General features: G+C 46.3%; 17 protein-coding genes. 7 read left to right on the plus strand and 10 right to left on the minus strand.

Features of this window, described 5'->3' with window-relative positions:
- Positions 1 to 73: 73 nt before the first annotated feature.
- Positions 74 to 757, minus strand: coding sequence for a DUF2786 domain-containing protein (locus AKJ31_RS17860; RefSeq protein ID WP_053410433.1), 684 nt, complete (start codon positions 755 to 757; stop codon positions 74 to 76).
- Positions 758 to 1,177: 420 nt separating this feature from the next.
- Here AKJ31_RS17860 and AKJ31_RS17865 point away from each other — a divergent pair, with 420 nt between their 5' ends.
- Positions 1,178 to 2,179, plus strand: a complete 1,002-nt coding sequence (locus tag AKJ31_RS17865) for a DUF3187 family protein (RefSeq protein ID WP_053410434.1) — start codon at positions 1,178 to 1,180, stop codon at positions 2,177 to 2,179.
- A 65-nt stretch (positions 2,180 to 2,244) separates the two neighbouring features.
- Here the strand turns inward: AKJ31_RS17865 and AKJ31_RS17870 are convergent, their stop codons facing one another.
- Complete coding sequence (locus AKJ31_RS17870) at positions 2,245 to 2,928, minus strand: DUF3334 family protein (RefSeq protein WP_053410435.1); 684 nt, start codon at positions 2,926 to 2,928, stop codon at positions 2,245 to 2,247.
- 201 nt (positions 2,929 to 3,129) lie between these two features.
- Between AKJ31_RS17870 and ydiJ the strand changes: the two genes are divergently transcribed.
- The 3 genes from ydiJ to AKJ31_RS17885 all read left to right on the plus strand — a co-directional run bounded on the left by ydiJ (position 3,130) and on the right by AKJ31_RS17885 (position 8,423).
- Positions 3,130 to 6,162: a D-2-hydroxyglutarate dehydrogenase YdiJ gene (gene ydiJ, locus AKJ31_RS17875; protein WP_053410436.1), complete on the plus strand. Its 3,033-nt coding sequence runs from the start codon at positions 3,130 to 3,132 to the stop codon at positions 6,160 to 6,162.
- 65 nt (positions 6,163 to 6,227) lie between these two features.
- The gene (locus tag AKJ31_RS17880; protein ID WP_053410437.1) at positions 6,228 to 6,689 is read left to right on the plus strand and encodes a methyltransferase family protein; all 462 of its coding nucleotides are present in this window, start codon (positions 6,228 to 6,230) and stop codon (positions 6,687 to 6,689) included.
- A 117-nt stretch (positions 6,690 to 6,806) separates the two neighbouring features.
- The gene (locus AKJ31_RS17885) at positions 6,807 to 8,423 is read left to right on the plus strand and encodes a S1 family peptidase (RefSeq protein ID WP_053410438.1); all 1,617 of its coding nucleotides are present in this window, start codon (positions 6,807 to 6,809) and stop codon (positions 8,421 to 8,423) included.
- Positions 8,424 to 8,471: 48 nt separating this feature from the next.
- On the opposite strand, the gene hutH is transcribed toward AKJ31_RS17885, so the two are convergent.
- From hutH to hutC, 5 genes are all read right to left on the minus strand, one after another.
- The gene (gene hutH / locus AKJ31_RS17890) at positions 8,472 to 10,004 is read right to left on the minus strand and encodes a histidine ammonia-lyase (RefSeq protein WP_053410439.1); all 1,533 of its coding nucleotides are present in this window, start codon (positions 10,002 to 10,004) and stop codon (positions 8,472 to 8,474) included.
- Positions 10,005 to 10,030: 26 nt separating this feature from the next.
- On the minus strand, positions 10,031 to 11,728 hold the full coding sequence (gene hutU / locus AKJ31_RS17895; protein WP_053410440.1) for a urocanate hydratase: 1,698 nt from the start codon (positions 11,726 to 11,728) through the stop codon (positions 10,031 to 10,033).
- Between the two features lie 88 nt (positions 11,729 to 11,816).
- Entirely contained in the window at positions 11,817 to 12,830 is a 1,014-nt protein-coding gene (gene hutG, locus AKJ31_RS17900) for a formimidoylglutamase (RefSeq protein ID WP_053410441.1), read from the minus strand.
- Positions 12,823 to 14,061 (minus strand): imidazolonepropionase, encoded by a 1,239-nt coding sequence (hutI, locus tag AKJ31_RS17905; protein WP_083439991.1) that lies wholly within the window; start codon positions 14,059 to 14,061, stop codon positions 12,823 to 12,825. The genes hutG and hutI overlap by 8 nt, the downstream gene beginning before the upstream one ends.
- A 114-nt stretch (positions 14,062 to 14,175) precedes the next feature.
- Positions 14,176 to 14,886, minus strand: coding sequence for a histidine utilization transcriptional repressor HutC (gene hutC, locus AKJ31_RS17910; protein ID WP_053410442.1), 711 nt, complete (start codon positions 14,884 to 14,886; stop codon positions 14,176 to 14,178).
- A gap of 194 nt (positions 14,887 to 15,080) precedes the next feature.
- Between hutC and AKJ31_RS17915 the strand changes: the two genes are divergently transcribed.
- A complete protein-coding gene (locus tag AKJ31_RS17915) occupies positions 15,081 to 15,824 on the plus strand; it encodes a sporulation protein (RefSeq protein ID WP_053410443.1) in 744 nt (247 codons plus the stop codon).
- Positions 15,825 to 15,879: 55 nt separating this feature from the next.
- Here AKJ31_RS17915 and AKJ31_RS17920 read toward each other — a convergent pair whose 3' ends face one another.
- Both AKJ31_RS17920 and AKJ31_RS17925 read right to left on the minus strand, forming a co-directional pair.
- Complete coding sequence (locus tag AKJ31_RS17920; RefSeq protein WP_053410444.1) at positions 15,880 to 16,350, minus strand: ASCH domain-containing protein; 471 nt, start codon at positions 16,348 to 16,350, stop codon at positions 15,880 to 15,882.
- A gap of 62 nt (positions 16,351 to 16,412) precedes the next feature.
- Complete coding sequence (locus AKJ31_RS17925) at positions 16,413 to 17,186, minus strand: nucleotidyltransferase family protein (protein ID WP_053410445.1); 774 nt, start codon at positions 17,184 to 17,186, stop codon at positions 16,413 to 16,415.
- A gap of 314 nt (positions 17,187 to 17,500) precedes the next feature.
- On the opposite strand from AKJ31_RS17925, the gene AKJ31_RS17930 reads away from it, so the two are divergent.
- Positions 17,501 to 18,148, plus strand: coding sequence for a thiopurine S-methyltransferase (locus tag AKJ31_RS17930; RefSeq protein WP_053410446.1), 648 nt, complete (start codon positions 17,501 to 17,503; stop codon positions 18,146 to 18,148).
- A 74-nt stretch (positions 18,149 to 18,222) separates the two neighbouring features.
- On the opposite strand, the gene purT is transcribed toward AKJ31_RS17930, so the two are convergent.
- Positions 18,223 to 19,398: a formate-dependent phosphoribosylglycinamide formyltransferase gene (purT, locus tag AKJ31_RS17935; protein ID WP_053410447.1), complete on the minus strand. Its 1,176-nt coding sequence runs from the start codon at positions 19,396 to 19,398 to the stop codon at positions 18,223 to 18,225.
- A 354-nt stretch (positions 19,399 to 19,752) separates the two neighbouring features.
- Here purT and AKJ31_RS17940 point away from each other — a divergent pair, with 354 nt between their 5' ends.
- Entirely contained in the window at positions 19,753 to 20,955 is a 1,203-nt protein-coding gene (locus tag AKJ31_RS17940) for a cyclic di-GMP phosphodiesterase (protein ID WP_053410448.1), read from the plus strand.
- Positions 20,956 to 20,982 lie beyond the last annotated feature (27 nt).

Here is a 20,982-nt window from a genome sequence, read left to right on the forward strand (position 1 = left end):
ATCCAGATACAGCCTATATAAGTCAATCAAATCTAGTGTAATTGACATATCCTTAACCGGAGATTAACGAATGTCAGCGTAGCATCTTGCGCGCTTGAGCGCCGTTGATCGGGCGATTGACGGAGACAGTACGACCTTTCTTTAAACCGACTTCGTAATCGTCGGTAAGGTTTTTCATCGCTTCTCGCAGCTGTTGTTTAAAGGTCTCACGGTCGATATTTTGAAACTCTTTATCGATGTAGTCGTCGATCTTTTTCGCGGATTCTTCATCCGGGCTGATGATAGGTAGTTTCTCAAGTGCGCCTTCTACCCAGCCAGACAAAAATGAGCCTACGCGTCGCGTGACTTCGCCTGATGGCGTACCAGTACCGGCAAAGCTATTGCGGAACTTACCCGTTTGTTCATTCATCTCGCGGTAGATGATATCGAAAGCGAATGCGGCAAAGATCGCGCGGTCAGCTTCACCAATGAACTCAGCGCGTTTTAGACCTTTGTGATTAAGCAGCACGGCTTCCACGCCAAACTTGGTATTAATACCACGAATGATACGTAGCAAATGTGAGCCGACATTAGAAGGAAGTAGATGTGTCGATTGAGTTTTCCCCATTTTGATGAACTCAATATCGTCTTTATCAAGACCATATTTCATCATTAAGCGGTGTGCCATTTTAATCGCGTTAGCAGCTTCGTTTACGTTAGCTGAATTACCAAGCTCAAGACACTTCGCAATTTTTTTAAGGGCTTTTTGTTTATCCATCGACAGCTTAAGAGTTACCAATTTTGAAAAGTCGGACATTTTAACGTGTTATCAGGCAAAACGGAAATCGAGTTGGATAGAATGAGTGCTGAGAAGAGATAAACGCCGTCATCGACTCTATTCGAGGTATTCGACAGTGAATTAAACTCGTAGCCGGCGTTAACAAGCGTCGAGTTTTCCGCATCTATCAAAATCAAATGGACCTTGTATTGCAAAGTTAAGACAACAACCCTTTGAGCCTCTTTATATACTCAAGTTATTCATCCATTGAATAAAAATAAAAAGGTTGAGCGCGTCCTTGGGCTTAACCATCGCGCTGGATTTAAAACATCGTCACTTCAAATGCTATACATTGCGTTGTGAAGCATAAGATTGCCGCGGCGTTTTAGGATCCAGCCAGTTTGTAGAGGTGGCAGTGTTATGAATATGCAGAAAAGAAGTCGTCACAGTCTATTTGGGGTAACTTTGCTCATTTTGTCTTGCCCAATCTATGTGCAAGCTGCAGAACATTCTGATGTCGACTTTGGCCCGCTAAAAGTCTACGCCCAATCTCCACTGCAATCGAGCAGTTTAACGCCCTTGGTGAGGAGTGGTTTTAGCTATCGTCCTGATACGATTGAACTCTATACCAGTGGGAGTATCGCGAGCGTTTGGGCAAGGACCGATGATTACCACGCCGATTATTATCAAAATGCTTTAGCGATAGGCGGTCTGTGGCAATTGGACGAGCGCTGGTCTTTAGATGCCAGTTACACTTGGCGTTTTGCGGCCGATAATCGACTGGACAGCTTAACCAAGGACTTCCATGACTTTTTCGGATTGGGTCAAAACGGGCGAGATGAGGTCGATGATCACTCATTTGATATTTCTGCGCCCAAGTACGGCGCTGAAGTTCATGACTTTAGAGGTGAAACACTTGGTAATGCGTTCAATTTCTATCTTGGCTATCAAGTATTAGAAAACGACACGCACGGTTTATCCCTTGGCGGGTCACTCTACTACAACTATGTCAGCAGCGGGCCATTTGAAGTCAGCAATTTTGAGCAAAGCTTGCAAGCAAACTACAGCTATCGTACTGGCAAACACAGCATCTACACCTTACTTGGCGTCACTTATCGCCATGATGATACCGTGCTGGCAGACATCAAATATAAGACGTTTTCTTTCTCGTCTGGGGTGAGTTATCAGTATGAGATTCATCCTAAGCATCGAATTCTCGCTGAATTCCACCTCTATGAAGGTAACTCAGACACCATTAGTGACTTAGATGAACCGTCGACGGAGTTTTTGCTCGGTTACCGTTATCACACTCGCTATGGGGCGATTGAAGTGGTTGCAATTGAGAATGTGTTCAACATGGATAACAGTACCGATATCGCATTTAGCTTAGGCTACCGTCATCAATTCTCTAGCTCGGACTGAGTCCCGACATCACTAGCGTGAAATCAAGAGTCAGTCCAAAGCGATAACAAAGTCGTAGCGCTTGGCTAGATACCCAGTTCGTCGAGTAGGTCATCTGGGTTGATGTTCGTGACGTTATCTTTGTCTTTTTCTGCCGGAGTTTGCTTCTGGCGTGCTTGCTCTAAGATCGCGTCAGGGCTTTCATCTTCAGCGACTTCAAATTCTTCCAATTGAATGAACTCGGTTTTGTCCATCGCTAACTCTAAGTAGAAGATGTTACCTTGCTCGGTTGAGAAAGTAACACGGCGCGCTTGAGGGCGATCTAGGTTTGTGTCAACCGATAAAATCACCTGCTTGTTAAGCGATAGCATTTTCGGCTGGTTTTGAGTGATATGTGTTTGCAACGTTTTGCGAATTTGATTGGTGAAATGCCCAACCAGTTGGTTCATTAGTTCCCCCAAAACGTCCGCAACTTCATCTGACGTATGTAGAATAGCCAGTTCTTCTTCTGGCATGCCCATACTGCGCATGTAGTTGGTGTAGATCTCCAGTGCGGCTTTGGAGGTAAAGTTGATGATCACTAACCCAGAGAAACCACCGTCAAACAGCACAAAACATCCAAAATCGGGTTTTAGGCTGGTTTTGGAGATTTTTTGCACCATCGCTGAGTAGCTGACATTTGAACTGGTCGCTGAAGTCAGGACCCCTGATACAGACTGGCAAAGCGTTAAAAGGATGTCATCTGTAGTAATAATTTTTGTTTTCTTCATTGGCGATTTGCTCGTAAAGACTCTTTAAATCAAGTCCATGATTTTAAAGAGTTGAAAAGAAATGAACTAAGTTCTAATTTGACACTGCATTTCTGTTTTGATCACTCTTTTAAATGTTGTAAAGTGACCTAACTCAAAGATTATAACTCATCATATTGAACCCAATGCTGACAGGATCAGCGTAGTAGGGGCAGGAAGCAAATGTTACCAAGATTACACTCTCAATCTGACGTGGATCCCGTCGTCCTCAGTTTTCTGGAAGAACTCAAAGCATCAGGCTTTTCCGGAGACATCGAAAGCCAATATTCAAGTCGTTTAGCCGTTGCCACTGATAACAGTGTTTACCAGCAACTTCCTCAAGCTGTCGTTCATCCAAAGTCGACACAAGACGTGGTGCTGATCGGCAAACTGAGCACTAAGTCCAATTACGAACGCATTACGTTTTCTCCGCGTGGTGGTGGTACAGGGACGAACGGCCAGTCGTTGACGAAAGGGATTGTGGTTGACCTGTCGCGCCATATGAATAAGGTGCTGGAAATCAACGAAGACGAAGGCTGGGTACGCGTTCAAACGGGTGTAGTTAAGGATCAATTGAATGATGCGGTTCGCCCTTATGGTTACTTCTTCTCGCCGGATCTTTCAACCAGTAACCGCGCAACGTTGGGCGGTATGGTAAACACTGATGCGTCGGGGCAGGGCTCTCTTAAATACGGTAAAACCTCGGATCATGTGTTATCGCTACAAGCGGTATTTGCCGACGGTTCCGTCCTTGAGTCTGATCTGTCAAAAGGTCTGCCTGAAGAAGGCGAGTACGCTCACCAAGCCTACAAAGTGACCGAACAAGTTTGTCGCGAAAAACGTGAACAAATTAACGCTAAATTTCCGCCACTAAACCGCTTCCTGACCGGTTACGATCTTAAAAATGCACTAGATGAAGAAACCGATCAGTTTAATCTGACTCGTGTTTTGTGTGGCGCAGAGGGTTCATTGGCGTTTATCACGGAAGCGAAACTTAACCTGACGCCGATTCCCAAAGCGCGCACCTTGGTTAACGTAAAGTATGACAGTTTTGATTCTGCTCTGCGCAATGCACCATTTATGGTGGAAGCAGAGGCGCTCTCAGTTGAAACCGTTGACTCGAAAGTCCTTAACCTCGCCAAAGAAGACATTGTTTGGCATACCGTAAGTGATCTGCTAACCGATGTTCCTGGTAAAGATATGCAGGGCATCAATATGGTGGAATACGCTGGCCAAGACGAGCAAGAAGTGGCTCAGCAAGTGGCGGCGTTAACTGCGCGTTTGGATGAGATGCTTGAACAAGGCGAAGCTGGCATCATTGGTTATCAAGTGTGTGACGATTTGGCGAGCATAGGCCGCATCTACAACATGCGTAAAAAAGCGGTAGGTCTACTTGGTGCGGCGAAAGGTCGAGCTAAGCCAGTCGCGTTTGCAGAAGATACCTGTGTTCCGCCAGAAAATTTAGCAGACTTCATTGTCGAGTTCCGTGAACTGTTGGACGCAAAGCAACTGAACTACGGTATGTTTGGTCACGTCGATGCGGGTGTACTGCACGTTCGCCCTGCGCTGGATTTGTGCGATCCCCAGCAAGAAGCACTGATGCACGAAGTATCAGACGAAGTGGTTAAGTTGGTCGCGAAATACGGCGGCTTAATGTGGGGTGAACACGGTAAAGGCTACCGATCTCAGTACGGGCCTGAGTTTTTTGGCGAAGAGCTGTTTACTGAGCTACGCCGAGTTAAAGCAGCGTTCGACCCGCACAACAAAATGAACCCGGGTAAGATCTGTACGCCGTTGGACAGCAACGCTGAGCTCGTTAAGGTTACAGATACCAAACGCGGCTTTTATGACCGCCAAATCGACGTCAAAGTACGCGACAGCTTCAAACAGGCAATGGAGTGTAACGGCAACGGCTTGTGTTTTAACTACGATACTTCTTCACCAATGTGCCCTTCGATGAAGGTAACAGCAGATCGTCGTCATTCGCCGAAAGGACGAGCTGGCTTGGTTCGCGAATGGTTGCGTCAATTGACCGAGCAAGGTGTCGATATTCTCGATTTAGAGAAGCAAACACTGGAAAATACAACGTCCATCAAAACAATGATCGACCGCGTTAGGAACACACTTAACAAACGCCATGAAGACGACTTCTCACACGAAGTATATGAAGCGATGAATGGCTGTCTTGCGTGTAAAGCGTGTGCCAGCCAGTGTCCGATCAAAGTGGACGTACCGAGTTTCCGTTCTCGTTTCCTCAATATTTATTACTCGCGCTACCAACGTCCGATGAAAGATTACTTGGTCGCGAATATTGAAACCATGCTACCGACCATGGCGAAAGCGCCAAAACTGGTTAACGGTGCGTTGAAACAGAAATGGGTGCAGAACTTGACGGCTTCAACGGTCGGTTATGTCGATGCGCCTTTGCTTTCTGTGCCAACTTTGGAACAGCGCTTAACAGAGCTTAAAACGTTCGACCTGCAATACCTTGCTTCGCTTTCTAGGGAAGATAAGCAGAATCATGTGGTTATCGTGCAAGACCCATTTACCAGCTACTACGATGCTGAAGTGGTGGAAGATTTCGCCAAACTCGCGCTTAAGCTTGGTAAAACACCTGTGTTGTTGCCATTTAAACCGAATGGTAAAGCGCAACACATCAAAGGCTTCCTCAAGCAGTTTGCGAAAAACGCATCGAACACCGCCGCATTCTTACAACAAGTGGCAGATATCGAGATTCCACTGGTTGGCGTCGACCCTGCGTTGGTATTGTGTTATCGAGACGAATACCAAGAAGTGCTTGGCGACAAGCGTGGTGATTTCCAAGTGCTAACCGCCCATGAATGGCTGTTACCTCGATTAGCAGAATTCGGCACGCAGTCTGGCCAAGAACAACAACCTTGGTATCTGTTTGCTCACTGTACAGAGAAAACCAAAATGCCGAACTCTGAAAAAGAGTGGGGGGCGATATTCGCTCATTTTGGTGGACAGCTAAACACGGTACCAGTGGGATGCTGTGGTATGGCTGGAACGTTTGGTCACGAAGTCGATAAGCTGCAAATGTCAAAAGACATTTACGGGCTAAGCTGGAAACCGAGCTTGCAAGATCTACCAAAAGAACGTTGCTTGATCACCGGTTACTCTTGCCGCAGTCAGGTCAAACGTTTTGAAGGTGTGAAGATGAAACATCCTGTCCAAGCTTTATTACAACTCGTTTAGTGTTAAGTAGCCCAGTTTCAGACACTGGGCTATTTTTTAGGTATCACAACAGTACTAAGAGTCATATGGACAAGTTAGAGAGAAAAATCCCACCCGTTGCGGTGTTCATTATTTTGATTATCTTGATTAACCGCGTCACTCACGCGTTGCCAGTGTTTACTGTCGATCTGCCGCTGCATTCGCCACTTTTGGCGGTTTGCTTCGTCTTATCCGGTGTCATTGGTGTGTCTGGTGTTTATCAGTTCCATCGAGCGAATACCACTGTTCATCCAGTCAAAGTTGAAGATGCTTCTACAGTTGTACAAACTGGAATATTTGCCTACACACGCAACCCAATGTACCTAGCGTTGTTCATCCTCTTGTTCGGCTTTGCTTACTGGCATCAGAACCTGCTTGCTCTAGGTTTCTCCTTTTTATTCATCCCTTACATGAATCGATTTCAAATTTTGCCCGAAGAGCGAGCGTTAGAGAAATTGTTCGGTAATGAGTATATTGTTTATAAACAAAAGGTTAGGCGCTGGATTTAGTGATGACTCGCATTTTAGAGTAAAGTATCGCTGTGAAATAGGGTTTTAGTTTTTAACCCTATCAGACAAATATATTATTCCTGCCAATGTATGTGAAATTTATAGGAAGTAAAACTTATGATACGTTGGCATTTCTCCGCATTAGTCGGTGCCGCGACGTGTGCGATCGCAGCTCCGAGTATTGCTCAAGATTTCTCTCCACGAATTATCGACGGAACGGCAGCCAGCTCTGTTGACTGGCCATACATGACAGCGCTTGTTACCCGCGGAGCTTCTGCTTACGATGGTCAGTTCTGTGGTGGCAGCTACATTGGTGATCGCTATATTTTAACTGCGGCTCACTGTGTTGAAGGTCAAACAACGCAAGACTTTGAAGTGATTGCGGGCATTAACAACCTCAACCATGAAGCGACAGAAGGTGTGAGGTTAACTCCGCGGCAGATTTACATTCATCCCGCTTATAGTAATTTAGCAAATGATATCGCTATTATAGAGCTGCCTAGGGTTTTAGCAGCACATGAAGCAACGCCTGTTACTATTGCTGACTCAACCACTCGATTAAGTACTCTTGATGGTACTGACATGACGGTTGCGGGGTGGGGCTCAACCACTCCCGAATACGGCAACCATACAACTTCGGCGCAGTTGCTCCAAGTTACCGTGCCTATGGTTGACCAAGCTATCTGTGCGATGACATTTGACTCTGTAGTAAGTGACAAAGATTCAGATAACTTTTGTGCAGGCTACGCTTATGAAGGTTTTGACTCGTGTCGAGGCGATAGTGGCGGCCCACTAGTCATCGACTCTTCAGGTGTACAGCTTGGGATTGTCAGTTTTGGTTCGACACGATGTGGCGCGACCAACTCATATGGCGCATACACCAATATCAGTCACTATACGGATTGGATTACTCAAATTAAGTCAGGTTTGAGTTATAGCGAGATGAGTCCTAGAGCGTACAAAGAGACTGGCACCAATACGCATGAGTTTGTTATTAAAAACGTTTCTGCAAATGATATAACAATCGATAACGTGACAGCACCGTTTTGGTCGAATGATATTAATATTTCGACTACGTCATCTGAGCGCTGTTTTGACGGAACAAATCCACATACGTTAGCTTCAGGTGGCTCATGTACCGTTGAGGCGAGTTTTTATTCTGCCAATTATGGAAAAAGGAACTTAGGTATTACGCTGAACTATACGGCTAATGGCGTAACTTACAACGTGGAGTTGGAAGCACAATACACGATAGCTAAGTCCCAGAGCACAGCTATTGCGGATGCATTTTCTATCTCTAATGTTGACGTGTATTCTAACGAGCATCCATGGCAAATCACGTCAGATGGTTTACGCTCTGCAGTTATTGCTCAGGGACAGCGTTCATCAGTGATATTTGAAGGCATTCCTTCTGGATACTATGAATTTGATCTAACAGTATCTGCCTCGATAAATGATGATGCTGATTTGTATGTCAATGGGAATTTTATAGGCAGCGTGAATGGTGTCGGTGTTTACAAACCATGGGTATATCTACCTAGCTATTCCAATAGTCTTACATTTGAGTTCAACAAGAACAGTAACGATTTTGTAGGTGATAATGCGGCATATATTTCCAACTTCCGTAAAGCGAGTTTTGAAACACAATCCGATCGCCGTAGTAGTGGCGGAGGTGGTGGCAGTTTAGGCTGGTTAACGCTGATAATGTTACTACCGTTATTACGACGTAAATAAACAAAATAGCCCCCACTCAAGAGTGGGGGCTATTTTTATCTCTCAATGTTAGAAGCTTGGAAGAATGGCTTCTGGCATTAGATGATTATGTACTGCCAGTTTTAACAGTGAGTTCGCTTGCTCGATATCCGGTGCGAAGTAACGGTCTTTGTCGTAGAACGGTACTTTTTCACGCAGAATCTGTTTCGCTTCTTCTACTTTCGCCGAAGACTTATTTGGCGCACGAAAGTCGATGCCTTGAGCTGCTGCTAAGTATTCAACCGCTAAAATGCCGCGAGTGTTTTCTGCCATGTCACGCAGACGACGGCCCGCAAACGTTGCCATCGATACGTGGTCTTCTTGGTTTGCAGATGTTGGCAAACTGTCGATTGATGCTGGGTGAGCCAATGTCTTGTTTTCACTTGCTAGCGCCGCAGACGTCACTTGAGCAATCATAAAGCCAGAGTTTACGCCGCCATTATCTACCAAGAATGGTGGCAGTTTGCTCAGTGCGCTGTCGATAAGCAGAGCCATGCGACGCTCAGACAGGCTACCAATTTCGGCGATTGCCAGGGCTAAGTTATCCGCTGCCATCGCTACAGGTTCTGCGTGGAAGTTACCCCCCGAAATGATGTCGCCATCTTCAGCAAAGACTAATGGGTTGTCAGATACCGAGTTCGCTTCGATCTCCAGTGTCTCTGCAGAGTTTCGAATTTGCTGCAAGCATGCCCCCATAACTTGAGGCTGACAGCGCAGTGAGTAAGGGTCTTGTACTTTTTCACAACCAGTGTGCGAATCACCAATCTCACTGTTTACATCCAACATATGACGGTACGCAAGTGCTGCATCCATTTGTCCGCGATGACCACGTACACGGTGGATTCGTGGGTCAAACGGACGACGGCTACCTAATGCTGCTTCTACCGACATTGCGCCACATACCGTTGCAGAGGCAAATAAATCTTCTGCAGCAAACAGACCTTCCAACGCAAATGCCGTTGATGCTTGTGTACCGTTAAGCAGTGCGAGACCTTCTTTGGGCGCAAGTGTTATTGGGTCTAACCCCGCCACTTTTAGCGCTTCTAAACCAGAGATGATTTTACCATTGTGGCGAGCTTGACCTTCACCCAACAGCACCGTACTCATGTGAGCTAAAGGAGCCAAGTCACCTGATGCGCCTACAGAACCTTTTTGTGGTACACAAGGGTAGACTTGCGAGTTCACCAGTTGGATTAACGCCTGAATGACACTTAAACGAATGCCAGAGAAACCACGTGAAAGGCTGTTGATCTTGAGAACCATCATCAAACGTACAGTTTCATCAGACATAAACTCGCCGATGCCCGCAGCGTGCGATAACACGATACTTTTTTGTAGCGTTTCTAGGTCTTCTGGAGCGATACGAGTATTCGCCAGTAGACCAAAACCCGTGTTGATGCCGTAAACGGTACGGTCGTCAGCAATGACCTGTTCAACAACCTTAGTGCTTTCTTCGATTGCTGGAAATGCTTCTGGGTCGAGTGATAGATTCACAGGGGAGCGGCTCACTTGACGCAGTTCTTTTAAGCTAAGATTTCCCGGCTTTAGCATTAAATTTAACATTTTCATTTTCCTTAATTCAGGTCTGCTTATTTTAGCTTTTTCAATTCTTCGTTGAGCATTGGTAGGTCTAGACCTTGCTCTGCTGCGCATTTCTTGGCGATGTCGTAGCCCGCATCTGCGTGACGCATAACACCAGTGCCTGGATCATTGTGAAGAACGCGTGCGATACGCTCTGCTGCGTCATCGGTACCATCACAACAGATCACCATGCCTGAGTGTTGAGAGAAGCCCATGCCTACACCGCCACCATGGTGTAGAGAGACCCAAGTTGCGCCGCCTGCGGTGTTTAACAGGGCGTTAAGTAGTGGCCAGTCTGACACAGCGTCTGAACCGTCCATCATGCCTTCTGTTTCACGGTTTGGACTTGCAACCGAACCTGAATCTAGGTGATCACGACCGATAACGATAGGTGCTTTCAATTCGCCATTTCTGACCATTTCATTGAACGCTTCGCCTAAGCGTTTACGATCTTTCAGACCAACCCAACAGATACGAGCAGGCAGACCTTGGAACTGAATACGTTCGCGCGCCATGTCGAGCCAGTTGTGTAGGTGAGGATTATCTGGGATAAGTTCTTTCACTTTTTGGTCTGTCTTGTAGATATCTTCTGGGTCACCAGACAGCGCCGCCCAGCGGAAAGGACCGATACCTTCACAGAACAATGGACGAATGTACGCCGGTACGAAGCCCGGGAAGTCGAACGCGTTTTCTACGCCTTCTTCCAGTGCCATTTGGCGAATGTTGTTACCGTAGTCCAGCGTTGCCGCGCCGCGCTCTTGTAGCTCTAGCATCGCTTTTACTTGCACAGCCATTGACTCTTTCGCTGCTTTGACGACGGCCGCTTCGTCTTTCAAACGCATTTCAGCCGCGTGTTTCATTGACCAACCAAGAGGTAGGTAGCCGTTGAGAGGGTCGTGTGCCGAAGTTTGGTCGGTGACCACGTCAGGAGTGATGTTGCGCTCTACAAGCTCTGGGAATACATCCGCCGCGTTTGCAAGCAGACCAACAGAGACTGGCGTATCAGATTCGTAAATGATCGCCAACGCTTCATCAAGGCTAGTGGCTTTCTTATCCACATAACCCGTACGTAGACGGTAATCGATACGTGATTCGTCACACTCAACCGCAATCATCGAAAAACCCGCCATCGTTGCAGCAAGAGGCTGCGCGCCACCCATACCGCCAAGACCACCAGTTAGGATCCAGCGGCCTTTCGGTTTGCCGTCGAAGTGCTTTTTCGCCACGGAAACGAATGTTTCGTAAGTGCCTTGGACGATGCCTTGAGAGCCGATGTAAATCCAGCTACCTGCTGTCATCTGGCCGTACATCATCAAGCCTTGCTTATCTAGCTCGTTGAAATGTTCCCAGTTTGCCCAGTGTGGCACTAGGTTTGAGTTGGCGATCAAAACACGAGGAGCATTTTTGTGAGTAGGGAATACCGCAACAGGTTTACCAGACTGGACTAAAAGCGTTTGATCATCTTCAAGACGCTCTAGCACTTCAACGATTTTGTCGTAACATTCCCAGTTGCGAGCTGCACGGCCAATGCCGCCGTAAACGACCAGTGAATGCGGGTGTTCCGCCACATCAGGATCTAGGTTGTTCATCAGCATACGAAGCGGTGCTTCCGTCAGCCAAGATTTTGCTCTCAACGTTGTGCCGTGAGGGGCACGGATTGTGCGTGTTGTATCGAGACGCTTATCTTCTACTTGGCGTTCCGTCATGGTAAGACTCCTTGTGTTTCACTAAATTCAGGTAGCAGTAGGGTGGCCAAGCCCGTTAAGGCCTAGCTTCACTGCTCACTGGTTTCTACTATTGTTCTGAAAGTGCGTTGGCGATATCCCAACAAAGTCGAGCGGCCAACCGAGCAGTCTGACTGTCTACGTCATAGGTCGGGTTGTACTCGGCGATATCGGCGATAACCAACTTTTGTTTGTAATGTAAAATTCGGTCCAAAAACGGCGACAACGTTTCCATGCTGACGCCTCTTGCCGCGGGCGCGCTTACTCCCGGTGCTGTGGCGGCTGGGAACACATCCAAATCGATCGTTAAGTAGATGTAATCGCAGTTGTCGATAAAGTGTTGCAGCTGAGTTAGGTGATAAATATGGTTCAAGTGGGCAAGGTCTTTGTCTTCCACATACCAAACATTTAACTCATCTGCGCGCTTAAATAGTGCTTCGGTATTGCTTGCACGGCTGACACCTAAACAGGCGTAATGAAATGGCCAGCCTTGTTGTTGGCAATAGTGTTGAATTTGATTAAATGGTGTACCCGAGCTTGGTTTTACGTCCGCTTGCATGCTTTCAAAGGCTCGTAAATCAAAGTGCGCATCGAAATTAATGATGCCGATTTTCGGAGGCTTAGCTGGGCTGAGGTATTCAAAATAACGTGCCAGACCTTGGAAAGAAGCCCATGCCACTTCATGTCCGCCGCCTAACGTAATAACGGGGGTAGAACGCAATGCTTGGGCAATCACAGCCGCACAGTCCGATTGGGCTTGCTCGAGTAAATCGTCTTCGCATACCACATTGCCGAGGTCGATCAACGTGCTTTCGTTGTGCCAAGCCATGTTCGCGAGTGCACGACGAATAAGGTCCGGCGCTTTACGTGCACCAACGCGACCTTTGTTACGTGCAACCCCTGCGTCACAGGCAAAACCAAGTACACTGACTGCATTGCGATACGGTTCTAATTCCTGAACCGGAATTTTTTTAATTACATGATGGACACGCTTACCTAAGCTGCCGTCTTCCGCGTCATGTCTGCCTTGCCAATGAAAATCTTGGTTCGTATTGGGTAGGCGAGTCGTCATTTGATCAGACATGATTCAGTTCCCCGTTGATGATACGAGCGGACAAACGCGATACGCCTTGCTGGTAGCTAAAATCCGCCGGATGTTCGATATCCCAAATTGCGAAATCGGCGTCAAATCCAGTCTGAATCTGACCTCGACTTTCTGCAAAACCCAAAGCTTGAGCTGCATTGCAAGTCACACCTCTGAGCGTTTCTTCCGGAGTGAGTCCAAACAAGGTACAACCCATATTCATCATCATAGTCAAATCTGCAAAAGGTGACGTGCCTGGGTTCAGATCAGTGGCAATCGCCATCGGCACTTGATGTTTACGCAGCAGCTCGATGGGTGGAAGTTGGGTTTCTTTTAGGAAATAGAACGCGCCAGGCAGTAGGGTCGCAACCGTGCCTGAATCTCGCATTGCAACAACGCCTTGCTCGTCAAGATATTCAATATGATCCGCTGACAAGCCGGAGTACTGGGCTGTTAAGGCAGTGCCGCCAAGGTTTGAAAGCTGCTCGGTGTGGCCTTTAACTTTTAAGCCATACTGCTGCGCGGCGATAAAGACTCTCTCGGTCTGTGCGAGGTCAAATCCAATTGATTCACAGAAAACATCGACGCTACTAGCGAGTTTTTCTTCTGCAACAAGTGGGATGATTTCCTGACAGACCATGTCGATGTAGTCATCTGCTTTGCCTGCATACTCTGGCGGCAGAGCGTGCGCGGCGAGTAATGTGGTCTCCACGCGGATCTGGCGATGATCTTCGAGTGCTTTTGCAGCGCGCAGCATCTTGATTTCATCATTGAGGGTTAAACCATAACCAGATTTCACTTCAACGGAAGTGACGCCAGTTCGAATCAGCCCATCTAACCGAGGTAAAGCCAGTTCAACAAGTTGTTCTTCACTGGCTGCACGCGTTGCTTTGACCGTCGATAAAATACCGCCACCTTGTTTGGCAATCTCTTGGTAAGGCACTCCGTTCAAGCGCATTTCAAACTCGTTGGCACGGTTACCGGCGTAAACAAGGTGGGTATGGCAATCGATGAAACCCGGTGTAACGAGCTTGTTTTGGCAGTCGTAAACGTGACCAATTGCAGGTAAATCGCTTGAGACAGCAACGATTTTTCCGGCACGAATATGAATGTGAGTAGGTTCCGACACCTGATAACCGGCAGCGCCCGAAGTCATCGATACGATACGCGCATTGATGAGCGTCATGTCGTTGCTTTGGGTCGTATTATGGTGATTGTTATGAGTGTCCATTTTGCCAGTTATATCCATATGCTTAAATGTATATACAAATAATGGTTTGGGTTAGTCAAATGATCAAGTTTAATGTTATAAAAATGTGATCATTAAGCAAAATAATTGGCTGGATTAGAGTAGAACTTTAGAGCTTAATTTGTACTTCGTGCCTGGATGGTAGAGTAATGCTGAACTCACCAGTTTGTCTTGGCTCCAGGTTCTACGGTTTAACAGCAAGCAAGGTTCATTGCCGCTTAGGTTTAAGGAAGCGCGGACATGGGAATCTGCGACGATCGCTTCAACCGTGTGCTCAATTGCGCTAAGAGGGCAGTTTTGCGACAGGTACTGGTTGGGTGTGATTTGCGTAAAGTCTTGATCTAGATAATTCGGCGCGTAGGCGGCGTTTACCCAACGTAACTCTAACTGAATTGGCGCGCTATCTTCAAAGTGTATGATTTCACTATAGAAAACTGGCGTATTGAGCATCACGCCGAGCTTGGTCGCAATGCGTTCATCGGCTCGTATCGCGGCTTGTTTGATTACTTTACTGGTATAAGCTTTACCGCGCTGCGTGACTTCTTCCGCGATGTTTCTGATATCTAACAGTGGGGATTCCGCTTTCTCTTCAGGCGCACAAACAAAGGTGCCTAAACGTGGCTTACGCTGAAGTTTGCCCTCGGAGACTAAATCCCGTATCGCTTTGTTGACCGTCATACGGCTGACGTCAAACTGCTTGGTGAGTTCAATTTCGGTGGTGATTTGGTGCCCAACAGGCCACTGACCAGACTCAATCTTATCGTTAATGAACTGCTTAATTTGCAGGTATAAAGGTGCGTTGCTCATGTTGTGTTCTTATATTCTTTTTGACTATACAAATGTTTATACATTTAAATGGAATTTTCAAGCAAGCTGTTAAGCATTGAGTCGAATCTGCGAGTTCGCCACATTTTCCTTGGCAAATCACTAAAATGGCTTGATCTATCACAAAGGGCACGTTAAACCAGTGTTGCTAACAACGAAAGGCAAAAGGAAAAAGAATGTTCGGTAAGTTAAAGGCTTCATTAGGCATTGGCGCTGCGAAAGTCGATACAGTTTTAGAAAGTATGTCAGTGTTTCAAGGTGACACGCTAAAGGGTGTTGTACATATCCAAGGTGGGGATGTCGAGCAACAGATTGATGCAATCAACTTGAAGCTATGTACAGAAGTGAAAGTCGAAAGCGACAACAGTGTCAGCTATCAAAGTTTTGTTCTTGGCAAGCTACAAGCTGTACAGCCATTTACGATTCAGCCCAATGAAAACAAACAAGTGCCTTTCGAACTAAAACTTGATGATGAAACACCCATCACGGCATTAAATGCGCTAAAGAACCTGTGTCACGTTTGGGTAGAAACGTCGTTGGACATCGATTTCGCGATCGATCCTAAAGACCGTGATTTTATCGAAGTTAAACCTCTACCAGTCGCTGCGAAAGTGATTAGCGCCATTGAGAGTGCGGGCTTTGCTATGGTTAAAGCAGATGTAGAAAAAGGTTACTTACGTGGCGGAAACTTCTCATCGAAGTCAGGTTGCTATCAAGAAATTGAGTTCCGCAACAACGGTTTTATTAATAAAAAGGAAATTGAGCTGTCGTTTATCTTGGAAGGCGGCGTGATGCATTGTCTGGCTGAAGTGGATCGCTCACTGAGTATGCGTGGCGATCAATACATTTCCTTTACGCTGCCGTTAGGTGCAAGTGACGGTGAAATCAGCCAAGCGGTGAGCCGCGTGTTGTCGGTGTAAACGTGAGAAAAAGCGCCACCTGATCATCGTCAGGTAGCGCTTTGATTATTGATGTTTAATCAATTGGATAGACTTTTTCAAAGCACTCTAACACCAACTCTGAACTGAGCGTAAACTCAGCTCCAATTTCTTTGGCGTATTGGGTGAAGAAATCGATATGCGCCTTTCGCCACCATTCATAAGTCCCATCTCCTTCGCCTTCCGATTGAGCAAACTCTTCGCTTACCTGGTCAAACGGACAGAAAGACACATCGGTTAATTTCACAATGCAGACGGGTTCTTCTTTCCAGTTGAGAACAACGGTAAGTCGACCAACTTCTGGGAAAGGTTCGTTCTCAATCTCATAACCCTGTTTAAGGCTACACGACGCCCGTTTTTGACCAATATTGATCAAGCGCGCGCATTCGTTCGCGTTGTATTCATCAGCACAGAAGTATTCAGCGATGGTTTGAGGAATCGCATCACGTTCTTCAACGCTCAGCGTTTGCAAATATTGGTCGAGAAAAACTTGTTGCTCGGGTGTCATACGGATCCTTGTAAATACGCCTTTCAACAGTGCTGAAAGGCGTTGTCGTTGGTTTATGGCCGTTAAGCAGCACTTAGGTTTGTGGTCAAATAAGGCTGCCAAGCGTGTTGGTAGAGCTCTTTTGACTGGTTGCGCATAGTGCGGATCTGCGCCATTTCGAACTCAGACAGGTCACGGCTTTCTGCTGCAGCTTGTCGTTCAATCTTTTGAATTTTCTCATAAAGATCGTGTTCAGGGCCACTTTTCACATCTGCAATCGCTTTTAAGTGAATTTGTACTTCCGCTACGAGTTGAGTTTTTGGCAATTGAACAAGCAGGTTTAGATCGCGATAGCCTGATGCTGCCGGGTTTTTAAAGCGATTTTTCACTTTTACGATGGTTGTTTCGCGGTTAAGGATTTCGTACACGGTGGTCAGACTCTCAATGTCATCGGCAACGATGGTCGCGCGCGCCAAGTCAGTGATGCGCTCTACTTGTCCGTCGAGCTCGTGTTCGATTTTCGCTTTTGCTCGGTCAGAAGACTTCACACCAGCGAAGTAAGCTTCAGTGGAGGTCAGTAGTGCGGCACTTTTACATAGAGTTTCCAGCTCGGCTTGAGCTTGATGTGCTTTGGAGTAGAGGATATCGAAGTCAGAATATGGCTGGCGTGGAGTGTTGTCGGTAGAGGCAATGCCATACAGACCACTCAAGTTATGTCTAAACGCTTTAGAACACATTTCGTTCTGATTACCAGAACGATTTTGTTCCCCAGCCGGAGCGGTTGGAATCGCGGCAAACGCCGGTGCTCGGCTGAGCATTAATAGCATCAGTGCTGTTGTTCGCAGGAATAAGCTCATTCACTCTCCTTAGATTCGTAGCGGCTTAGAAAAAGGTGTCGAAAAAAGGTTTCAAGCACTAAGTCCTACGACTCTCTGTTTGATATCTTGGGGCAAAATAGTGAATCCCAATCCAAACAACTCTGACTATTTGCGTTTTTAGAGCTAGCTCTCATTCGTATAGAGCGGCAAAAAAGCAAACGTTCAATTTTGAGTACGTGTTTGAGTATAAAGAACTAATCTGAACCAAGTATGAACAGTCAGTTAATGTGGGGATACCACTGCTGGCGGCTTTCGTATAGTCTATGGCTATTAAAGTCAGACCCGAGATAACAATGAGAGATCCAGAATTTTGGCACGGAAAGTGGGCGAGTAATCAGATCGGTTTTCATCTTGATGATGTGAATCCACTACTGATCAAATATTGGCAACACACCAACCCAAGTTATGAAGATAAAGTCTTGGTGCCGTTGTGTGGTAAGTCAGAAGACTTGGTTTGGTTGGCGACTAAACACGAGGATGTACAAGGTGTTGAGCTAAGTAAAATTGCAGTTCGAGCGTTTTTTGCTGAGCACTTTTACACACCGATGGTGACGTCAATCAGTGGCATGCACGAACTGTATCAGTTCGACGAGTTATCGATTTACACTGGTGATTTCTTTACTGCGCCAGTTCAGAACGCGGATATCATTTATGACCGTGCAGCGCTGGTTGCTTTGCCACAAGAGATGCGTGAAGAATACGCTCAGCGCGTGAAATCATTACTCAATCCAGGCGGCCGTATCTTATTGGTGACTTTGGACTATGTTCAGGAAGAAATGTCAGGACCTCCGTTCTCGGTTTCTGAGCAGGAAGTACGTCGATTGTTTGCAGAGTTCAAGATAACCAAACTCAATCGTGATGACGCGGATGAAGACCATCCTAAAATCGCCAAGAAAGGGCTGTCGCGCTTTGCTGAAGAAGTCTATTTGTTGGAAGCTTAAACGACATAAACAAATCGCTTAAAACGTAAAAAGGCTTGGAATATCCAAGCCTTTTTCTTTTCGGTTGTTTATCGTTAGTAGATAACTTTAACCTTGTTTGCGTTGCTGACCGCGTCTTCAATGGCTTGTTCAATGGTGTCACGGCGTGTAATGGCGACGCCAAGACGGCGGCGGCCATCGATATCTGGTTTGCCAAACAGACGCAACTGAGTCTGAGGTTGAGCCAGAGCCAATTCCATGCCTTCGAAGCGAATGTCTTGAGAAGTGCCTTGACCAAGGATAACCGCAGAAGCGCACGGACCGTATTGAGTAATGGCTGAGATTGGTAAGCCAGTGAATGCACGAACGTGTAGAGCGAACTCTGAACTGTCTTGAGACATTAGGGTGACCAAACCAGTATCGTGTGGGCGAGGGGAGACTTCGTTAAAGATAACTGTATCGCCTTTTACAAACAGCTCGACACCAAAGAGGCCGTAACCGCCGAGTGCGTTAACCACTTTGCCTGCTGCGTCTTGCGCTGCTTGCAGAGCCGCGTCTGACATCACTTGTGGCTGCCAAGACTCGCGGTAGTCGCCGTCTTCCTGACGGTGGCCAATCGGCGCGCAGAAGTGAACGCCATCAACCGCACGCACAGTCAAAAGGGTAATTTCGTAATCAAAATCGATAAAGCCTTCGACAATCACACGGCCTGCGCCAGTACGACCACCTTCTTGAGCATAGCTCCACGCTTTATCTACATCATCAGCACTTTTGATCACGCTCTGACCTTTGCCTGATGAACTCATCACTGGCTTACAAACACAAGGAATGCCAACCGCTTCAATCGCAGCGGTAAATTCTTCATAGCTGTCAGCAAAACGATATGGTGAAGTAGTCAGTTGTAACTCTTCCGCGGCTAAACGACGAATGCCTTCACGGTTCATTGTCAGTTTGGTGGCTTTTGCTGTTGGTACAACGTTTAAGCCTTGGCTTTCTAGCTCAACGAGCTTGTCGGTCGCGATAGCTTCAATTTCTGGTACGACGTAATCAGGCTGCTCTTTTTCAATAATGGCCTGCAAAGCATCACCGTCCAACATATCGAGAGTGTAGCTGCGGTGAGCAACCTGCATTGCTGGAGCCGATTCATAACGGTCGCACGCGATCACTTCCAATCCAAGACGCTGACATTCAATCGCCACTTCTTTACCTAGTTCACCAGAACCTAATAGAAGTACGCGAGTAGCATTTTTACGAGTAGCCGTACCAAACATAATTAACCTTTCTAACAGAGCGGATTTGAATTAATGCGACGGATCATACTGATTAATATTCAAAAAGCAAACGTTTGCGCAAGCTTGTTTAGTGAGTAGTACACATCGTGATTGGTAATTTTTGCAATATGATGAAGATCACACTTTTGAAAGTGTGTTAGTATTATTACTCTAAATTTTTATGCAACTTTATGTTCATTCTCAAAAATATTCATGGGGTCAATGCAAGATTTTTAAACTATATTTAACGGGTCGCCATGGATCGCGGTGATACCCGATGTTCATTCCTCACTCAATTGGGGTGAGGGTTTAATAGATAAAGTGACATTGATTGCCACAATAGAAATTGAATAGATGCATTACGATCCTAAAAACTCAATAAAAATACCTTTAGACACTTTAAGCATTGGTATGTTTGTTACCGCGATTGAAGACAATAAGCGGGTAAACCTGTCGAATGCAGGGCGGGTGTCTTCTCAACGTGCGATTGACGAGCTGAAAAAGAACAGCATCAAATACGCTTGGGTTGACCAAAGCCTGTCAGTAAAAGGTTGTGTGTTTAAGCCAGTAAAGTTGACCGAGGATGATCCCGAAGAGACATCACCGATTAAGTTTAAACGCGTACATAAAAGTCGTTTTTCTCACCAGAAGCGTGCTTCACGAATCATTCGAGAGGCGAAAACGCTCGCGCATAGAATTCTCAACCAAACATTTGCTGGCAATTCGGTTCACGTCGATGAGTTAGAGCGTTGGGCGGATGATTTGATTGAGCAAGTCTTAGTTGATTCAGACGCACTTCATTGTGTTTCGGCACTACGAAACAAAGACGAATATTTGCTTGAGCATTCAGTGAATGTTGCAACCCTGCTTGTATCTTTTGGTAAGCATTTAGGACTTTCCAAAGAGGAACTAAAACAAGTGGCAATTGGCGGCATTATCCACGATATCGGCAAAATCAAAGTGGATGATAAGATCCTCCACAAGCCAGGGCGTTTGACACCAGAAGAATTTGAGCACATGAAAGGCCACCAAACACACGCCCAACAGATGATTGGTTCGGTGGTTGGTGTTAGTGATATCAGCCGCGATGTCTGTTTAATGCACCATGAGAAGCTCGATGGACAAGGTTATCCCGAGGGTTTGAGTGGCGATCAAATTTCAATTTACGGTCGTATGAGCTCGATTGTTGATATTTATGACGCGTTGACCGCAGACCGCTGCTATAAACGCGGTATGAGCTCGGCTGAAGCGTTTAAGATTTTGCTTAGTCTGACACCGTTTCAGTTGGATAAGAAAATGGTCTATAAGTTCATCAATTGCGTCGGTATCTACCCAGTCGGGGCGTTGGTTGAATTGAGTGACGGGAAAGTAGGGATTGTCTGGACGTCAAACAGCGGTAATCCTCTTAAGCCAGAAGTAAAATGCTTCTACTCGCGTAAATACCATCGTTTTATCGATGTCTGTTTCGTCGATCTCAAACACAGTCAGCTCAATATAGAAAAGGCGATTGCCCCGAGCCAGTTGGAAGTCGACCCAAGTCCGTTTTATGACATATAAAAAAGGCGCTCATTGAGCGCCTTAATC

Origin of the sequence: Vibrio hepatarius (genome assembly GCF_001274785.1) — a bacterium.
Lineage (GTDB): Bacteria > Pseudomonadota > Gammaproteobacteria > Enterobacterales > Vibrionaceae > Vibrio > Vibrio hepatarius.

Excerpts from the sequence above, each read along its gene's own strand:
- hutI (WP_083439991.1), bottom strand. The coding sequence starts at position 14,061 with ATGGACACTCATAACAATCACCATAATACGACCCAAAGCAACGACATG.
- AKJ31_RS17925 (WP_053410445.1), bottom strand. The coding sequence starts at position 17,186 with ATGAGCTTATTCCTGCGAACAACAGCACTGATGCTATTAATGCTCAGC.
- hutU (WP_053410440.1), bottom strand. The coding sequence starts at position 11,728 with ATGACGGAACGCCAAGTAGAAGATAAGCGTCTCGATACAACACGCACA.
- AKJ31_RS17860 (WP_053410433.1), bottom strand. The coding sequence starts at position 757 with ATGGATAAACAAAAAGCCCTTAAAAAAATTGCGAAGTGTCTTGAGCTT.
- AKJ31_RS17930 (WP_053410446.1), top strand. The coding sequence starts at position 17,501 with ATGAGAGATCCAGAATTTTGGCACGGAAAGTGGGCGAGTAATCAGATC.
- AKJ31_RS17915 (WP_053410443.1), top strand. The coding sequence starts at position 15,081 with ATGTTCGGTAAGTTAAAGGCTTCATTAGGCATTGGCGCTGCGAAAGTC.
- AKJ31_RS17885 (WP_053410438.1), top strand. The coding sequence starts at position 6,807 with ATGATACGTTGGCATTTCTCCGCATTAGTCGGTGCCGCGACGTGTGCG.
- AKJ31_RS17940 (WP_053410448.1), top strand. The coding sequence starts at position 19,753 with ATGCATTACGATCCTAAAAACTCAATAAAAATACCTTTAGACACTTTA.
- AKJ31_RS17920 (WP_053410444.1), bottom strand. The coding sequence starts at position 16,350 with ATGACACCCGAGCAACAAGTTTTTCTCGACCAATATTTGCAAACGCTG.
- AKJ31_RS17865 (WP_053410434.1), top strand. The coding sequence starts at position 1,178 with ATGAATATGCAGAAAAGAAGTCGTCACAGTCTATTTGGGGTAACTTTG.
- purT (WP_053410447.1), bottom strand. The coding sequence starts at position 19,398 with ATGTTTGGTACGGCTACTCGTAAAAATGCTACTCGCGTACTTCTATTA.
- hutG (WP_053410441.1), bottom strand. The coding sequence starts at position 12,830 with ATGTCTGATCAAATGACGACTCGCCTACCCAATACGAACCAAGATTTT.
- AKJ31_RS17870 (WP_053410435.1), bottom strand. The coding sequence starts at position 2,928 with ATGAAGAAAACAAAAATTATTACTACAGATGACATCCTTTTAACGCTT.
- hutH (WP_053410439.1), bottom strand. The coding sequence starts at position 10,004 with ATGTTAAATTTAATGCTAAAGCCGGGAAATCTTAGCTTAAAAGAACTG.
- AKJ31_RS17880 (WP_053410437.1), top strand. The coding sequence starts at position 6,228 with ATGGACAAGTTAGAGAGAAAAATCCCACCCGTTGCGGTGTTCATTATT.
- hutC (WP_053410442.1), bottom strand. The coding sequence starts at position 14,886 with ATGAGCAACGCACCTTTATACCTGCAAATTAAGCAGTTCATTAACGAT.
- ydiJ (WP_053410436.1), top strand. The coding sequence starts at position 3,130 with ATGTTACCAAGATTACACTCTCAATCTGACGTGGATCCCGTCGTCCTC.